Source organism: Paenibacillus sp. 01T422 (assembly GCF_056398785.1).
The window spans coordinates 1-5541 of sequence record NZ_JBFTQB010000505.1; the positions used below are offsets into that span (position 1 = coordinate 1).

The window sequence follows — 5541 nt, forward strand, 5'->3', positions numbered from 1 at the left end:
ATTATAAGTGACTTCGGCCTTCCTCTCTTCATAGCTCATCCCCCTAACAGTAAAAGCATATTCTTCGTTTATATTCGTTATTACGGATAAAATTCCTTTTTATGTAAAATATCTATTGCTTTAATGAAACCAGGGAGCAGTTGCCGCATGGCGAGCTGCTCCCTGGTTTCTTGCGTTATCGTTCTTTCGTTAGTGCAATCATATTTCTCATATTCAGGTCCACGATATACTAATTCTAATTACTTTGAAAGTCGGGATAAAACCAATGTAAATCAAAAAAGAATTTTTCTAATTTTCTAAATCCATCACATCCATCATACACTCTATTCCATTGTCGTTTCGCATCATAAGTATCAATGTATCTAAATTCTAATTTRTWACTTTCAARCTGTCTTATTAATAGTTAGGCCCTTCATAAGGGTAATTCACTTCATTTTGTACAATATTTAWATCATAWACTGAAGTCCATCCGTAAATATGATTTGAATAATTAGAATCTCTGACAGAAACCACCAAGTTGTAAATACTTATGAATTTGTTACTTTCACTACTTATTTGTTCATAATGAGAACAAATATCATCCCATTTTCTAATCATATTAACTCTCCACAAATAGTTTATTATTATCAACTAACAAAGTATGACACAGTCCTCGAGTAGTGATTGTATTATTTTCACCGCCGTGCTATCCTTCTGCGTTAGCTCAACGCAACAACTATTATCGACGGAAAAACTCAGCTCATGAAGTTATAATGACAGCAGTTAAGACATACCCTTGCTGCTTTCGACATTTCAACTTGAAAACCAAGTTCAGATTCTAAAGACTGGAGAATTGACGGTTTTACCATTCTTTCAACCACAGCGTTGATATCGTAGCAATCTCCCATCCGAAGTGAACGATTTAATAGAGGGCAATCATACATATCTTTATGGTCATCCATGTTAACTCTCCTTAATTGCGTACTTCTGACAACGTAACGAGACCTAATGTAATTCCCTTGTGTGTTTATTTTACTCTCATTACCTCGTTAGTTTAGTTCCCCAGCTATTCCTTAAAGTAGCTTCCCATATATTTACTCTTTCAGATAKGAATCAATYGGCCCAAAATCTCCGCAGGAAATTATTAACTCAGCACTGTTTGGCATYGAGAAAAAGCCCATTGTTTGGGAAGCATATCCTTTTTCGCTAGGATCGACRTGTATATGATTGCCATCTGTAAAATCATTATGAGCCAGYCTTAGTAATTCCTGTGCAAAACCTATTAATCCATTTCTACTTAAAGTGATCATCACTCGCCGACATTTCGTGCTTTATCCCAAGTTTAATATTATTGTTCAGGATCAAGATAAATTAGCTCCCTATTACTAATAAAGGAATTTTATTCCCTAATTCCAAAAGAACCGTAGTAATCATTTCTTCATGTTGATAAGCTAACGCTATCTTTGCAAAAATGGACCAAGGAGTTTATACGCCTTGATCCTTTTTTTACTACTAACAATATTCATTCTCAGCCTCCCTGTGCTACTGTCATGTATATTTCAGATTCCACATAGCCAGAGGAGCGAATTGCTTCTCGCCATTGGTTATTGTTTATCACTCTCCTCGGTGGAATGCGTCAGGAAAGAAGTAGTCGGTATAGCTACATCCGCTATTTTCAGGATATGCCGAAATTTCTGGTGAATCGTAGCACTTAAGCGCCAGCTTTATATCATCCAAAGTTCTGATTCCATAGAACCGATGTTCATGACGATCCAAGGCGGACAAATGAATGCGTCCGATGAGGTACAGGCCGCATACGATGCAATGGAAAAGATAGCCGCAAAAGTATGGAGTAAACGTTAGTGCAACTGGCCAATTATCTGTCCACACACTTATAAAAAAATGATTTTACCCAAACTTTCGGAGATCCAATAATGGTAAGCATTTTCTTTGACGTAACTGCAATTCTGTCCGATCGCTTAACAACAAAAGGAGCAGCTGCCTCGGCGGCAGTCTACTCCCTAATCGCTGAACTATCGTTCTTTCTTAGCGTAGCAATGTTGCTGACAAGCATCTAGCTGTTAAACTATGTACTTGTATTTGCTGCATAAAAATGCTCATATTCTAACGATAAGAAAATGCTTCTATAGTTAAACCTGTTGTTGCATCTACAACGACATTAAATTCACTATTACTTCTGCGCGATGCTCCTGTTGATAATTTCATTAACTAATGACTGCTGATGGGATTGGGAAAAACACTCATACTCAGCGTTGTGACTCTCACATCATTTTCAGCTTGAACACAAATAGTWAACAAAAAGGTACCCACAAACCTGAACACCTTTTTTCAAAGTGCCAGCCTAGGGTACCTATTCACCGGGCCTGTCATTTAAACCATCCCTTCTCTTTAAAACGCATAATAGCCTCAATTCGGTTAGTGACATTGAGCTTATCAAGAATAACGGAAATGTAGTTGCGAACGGTTCCGCTTGTAATGTACATATGACTAGCAATTTCCTTCGTATTTTTACCGTCGGCGATCAGGGTCAGCACTTCTTTTTCCCTCTCCGTCAAAGGATTTTCTTCCTTATAGGTCTCATCTACTAACTCTGAGGCATAGATTCTCCTGCCAGCCATCACACTCCGAATTGAGGTAGCCAATTCCTCGCTTGGGCTATCTTTCAACAAATAACCGTTGGCACCTGCCTTCACGGCCCTTTCAAAATACCCATAGCGGGCAAACGTGGTCAATATAATGACTTTACAATCCAATCCTTTTAGCTCCGCGGCCGCGTCTAGACCGTTCATTATTGGCATTTCGATATCCATGATACAAATATCTGGCTTATGCAGTTTAACAAGTTTTACAGCATCTTCGCCATTGCTTGCTTTACCAACGACTTGCATATCCTCTTCCAAATCAAGTAAGGATGCAAGTGCCCCTAACAGCATCCGTTGGTCCTCGGCAATCACAATTCGGATCATATCCGCACCTCCCTTTCTGGTGGTATGATGACATTCGGCACTTTAATAACAATCGTTGTTCCATGATCTGAGACAATTTCCATATAACCGTTTACAAACTCAAGTCGCTCTTTCATGCCTCGTAATCCATTTCCAAGTAACACAAGACTTTCTTTCGTCATGCCAATCCCATTGTCCCCAACCTTGATAACAAGATCGCTTGGTGATGGCTGAATGGAAATCGAACACGTWGTWGCAYTGCTATGTTTGATAATATTCGTRATCGATTCYTTCAAACACATGCTCAAYACATTTTCRTTKATCAGGGAYGTGTTSGTTAACTTTGGATCTCCCTCCAGAATGAGGTCAATCTCTGCAGCCTTTAATATCTGTTTGATTCGAAACATCTCTTCCACTAGTCTCGCTCCGCGCATTTGCGTTACGATTTCCCGAACTTCCTTTAATGCAATTCTAGCCGTCTGACGAACATCATTGATTTCGATTTGTGCTTGGGCTGGATTTTTACTAATTAATTTCCCAGCCAAATCACTCTTCAGACCAATTAATGATAGCTTCTGACCAAGTGTATCGTGTAAGTCACGGGCAATTCTCTGACGCTCTTCTAGTTTTACCAATTCGGAAATCCGCTTATTTGCATCCTCTAGTTGTCCTTGGAGTTGCTCACTCCTATTTCGATTGAACGTAGTGACTGGAATGAGAATAACAGCAATGACACTAATAATGATAAAAGGCAATTGGTCAAAATACACAGGATTTTGCGATACCAATCCATAGTTAATCGTAACAATCGTCGTTACTAGATGAATGCAGTACAATGTGATAAATCCTGCCTTACTTTTCATGGTGCCAATAAAAAATGCTAAAAACAGAGAGAAATACACATAGCTGAATACGATAGCCATGATAATCGAAATAATAATTTGTATACTAGTCCAAAAGTACACAATCCATCCTTTCGATACGAAGGACAGCACATAACAACTAAAGAAAACCATAATCATGATTGTGCCTAATACAATGTGATAGAGGGTCGAAGAACGAAATATGAAATAAAAAGGGAGGATATAGAAGACAACCCACACATACGGACTAAGACCGGTGTTTTTGTGAAAAATTTGATACCACTTTTGCATAGTCCGTTTAGCCTCTTTTTCTTCAACATAGATTGCTTTATATTTTAGCATAAATATGAAACGATGTATTTACTACCCTTGCAAGCTCGATTTACGCACTTTTACTTTTATTGTTTTAGCAAAAGTATCATGCTCATCTTCCTTAAGGTGCACCTGTTTACTATTTTTATAACCRACAAACGTTTTRTTAYGCTCATCCCAAAGACGGAAACTTAACGCCTTCAAACTAGTTCCAATTGTRATGGTCGTTGCYTTMTGAAGCGGWGGCGTYGCRTTATGCGCYTTYTCCARATTATAATTTGGCACTTTYGGACTCAAATGATGKACATGATGAAAYCCAATATTTCCAGTAATCAATTGCAAAAGCTTSGGCAGCTTRTAGTARGAGCTTCCATCTACCGCGGCTTTCACATAACTCCACTCATCYTCRTTCTCGAAGTATGAGTCTTCAAACTGATGTTGCACGTAAAATAGCCAGATTCCCATCAAGCCCGCCATGAACATGATTGGAGCTTGGATCAGAAGAAACGACTGCCATCCAATTATCCAGATCAATCCCCCATATAAAGCAAGAATGAAGACATTCGTCATATAAGTACTGATTCTTTCCTTGCGTCTTGCACCTTTCGTATTAAAACGGTTCGTAAATAGGAACAAAAAGACGGGACCAAGTCCGAACATAATAAATGGATTCCGATATAACCGATACGCAATTCGGACCCATAAGGAAGATGCCGCATATACATCGACGGTAAGTACCCACATATCACCTATTCCACGTTTCTGGAGATTACCACTCGATGCATGATGGATAGAATGACTATTCTTCCATTGCTGATAGGGAAAAAGTGTAAGGATACCCGTAATCGTGCCGATTATTTCGTTAGCTCTCCGGCTTTTGAAGAACGATTGATGACAACAATCATGGAAAATGATAAAAGTTCGTATAACGAAACCGGATGCGATGATCGTAATCGGTAGTGTGATCCAATAGGATATAGATAGGCTTAGATACGCAGCTAACCATAGTACGAATAATGGTCCTAAGGTGTTAATTAGCTGCTTAATACTAGCCCTCGTATTTGATTTTTCATAAGGGGCAACCTGTTTTTTTTAAGTGAGTTAGCGTGGATTGCGTCATCGTATATTTCCTCCTCGATATGGTGCGCAGGACTTGTTAGCGAATATCAGCTGTAGTATCCTATCTTCATTATAGATATCGCTAGCAGTTTGTTGCAGTCATAAACATCATGTAGAGGGTATGACATATGTCATATAGCAAAGGGAGAAAAATACAAATTTGCTTATCACACTTTTGCATGCTATCATTAGGGGATAAACATCTTTGACATAAACTCACATATTGAAAAAGTGATCATTTGTGTAATGGTACCTTTTTCAATGTGTGATTTTTTTTGTTTAAAAAAGCATGTTAATAACAA

General features: G+C 38.5%; 4 protein-coding genes and 1 pseudogene. 1 reads left to right on the forward strand and 4 read right to left on the reverse strand.

The annotated features are described in order from the left end of the window. Positions 1–1073 precede the first annotated feature (1073 nt). A complete protein-coding gene (locus AC1DUA_RS24440) occupies positions 1074–1289 on the reverse strand; it encodes an Imm32 family immunity protein (protein ID WP_477502239.1) in 216 nt (71 codons plus the stop codon). A gap of 624 nt (positions 1290–1913) precedes the next feature. Here AC1DUA_RS24440 and AC1DUA_RS24445 point away from each other — a divergent pair. After that, positions 1914–2057 (forward strand): hypothetical protein, encoded by a 144-nt coding sequence (locus AC1DUA_RS24445; RefSeq protein WP_477502236.1) that lies wholly within the window; start codon positions 1914–1916, stop codon positions 2055–2057. A gap of 309 nt (positions 2058–2366) precedes the next feature. Here the strand turns inward: AC1DUA_RS24445 and AC1DUA_RS24450 are convergent, their stop codons facing one another. The 3 genes and pseudogenes from AC1DUA_RS24450 to desA all read right to left on the reverse strand — a co-directional run. Further along, positions 2367–2966 carry a response regulator gene (locus AC1DUA_RS24450; RefSeq protein WP_477502237.1) on the reverse strand — a complete coding sequence of 200 codons (600 nt, stop codon included), beginning with the start codon at positions 2964–2966 and terminating at the stop codon, positions 2367–2369. Continuing rightward, a complete protein-coding gene (locus AC1DUA_RS24455; RefSeq protein WP_477502238.1) occupies positions 2963–4099 on the reverse strand; it encodes a sensor histidine kinase in 1137 nt (378 codons plus the stop codon). The genes AC1DUA_RS24450 and AC1DUA_RS24455 overlap by 4 nt, the downstream gene beginning before the upstream one ends. A gap of 72 nt (positions 4100–4171) precedes the next feature. Beyond that, a pseudogene (gene desA / locus AC1DUA_RS24460) lies at positions 4172–5212 on the reverse strand (Delta(5) desaturase DesA); the annotation flags it as partial. Positions 5213–5541 lie beyond the last annotated feature (329 nt).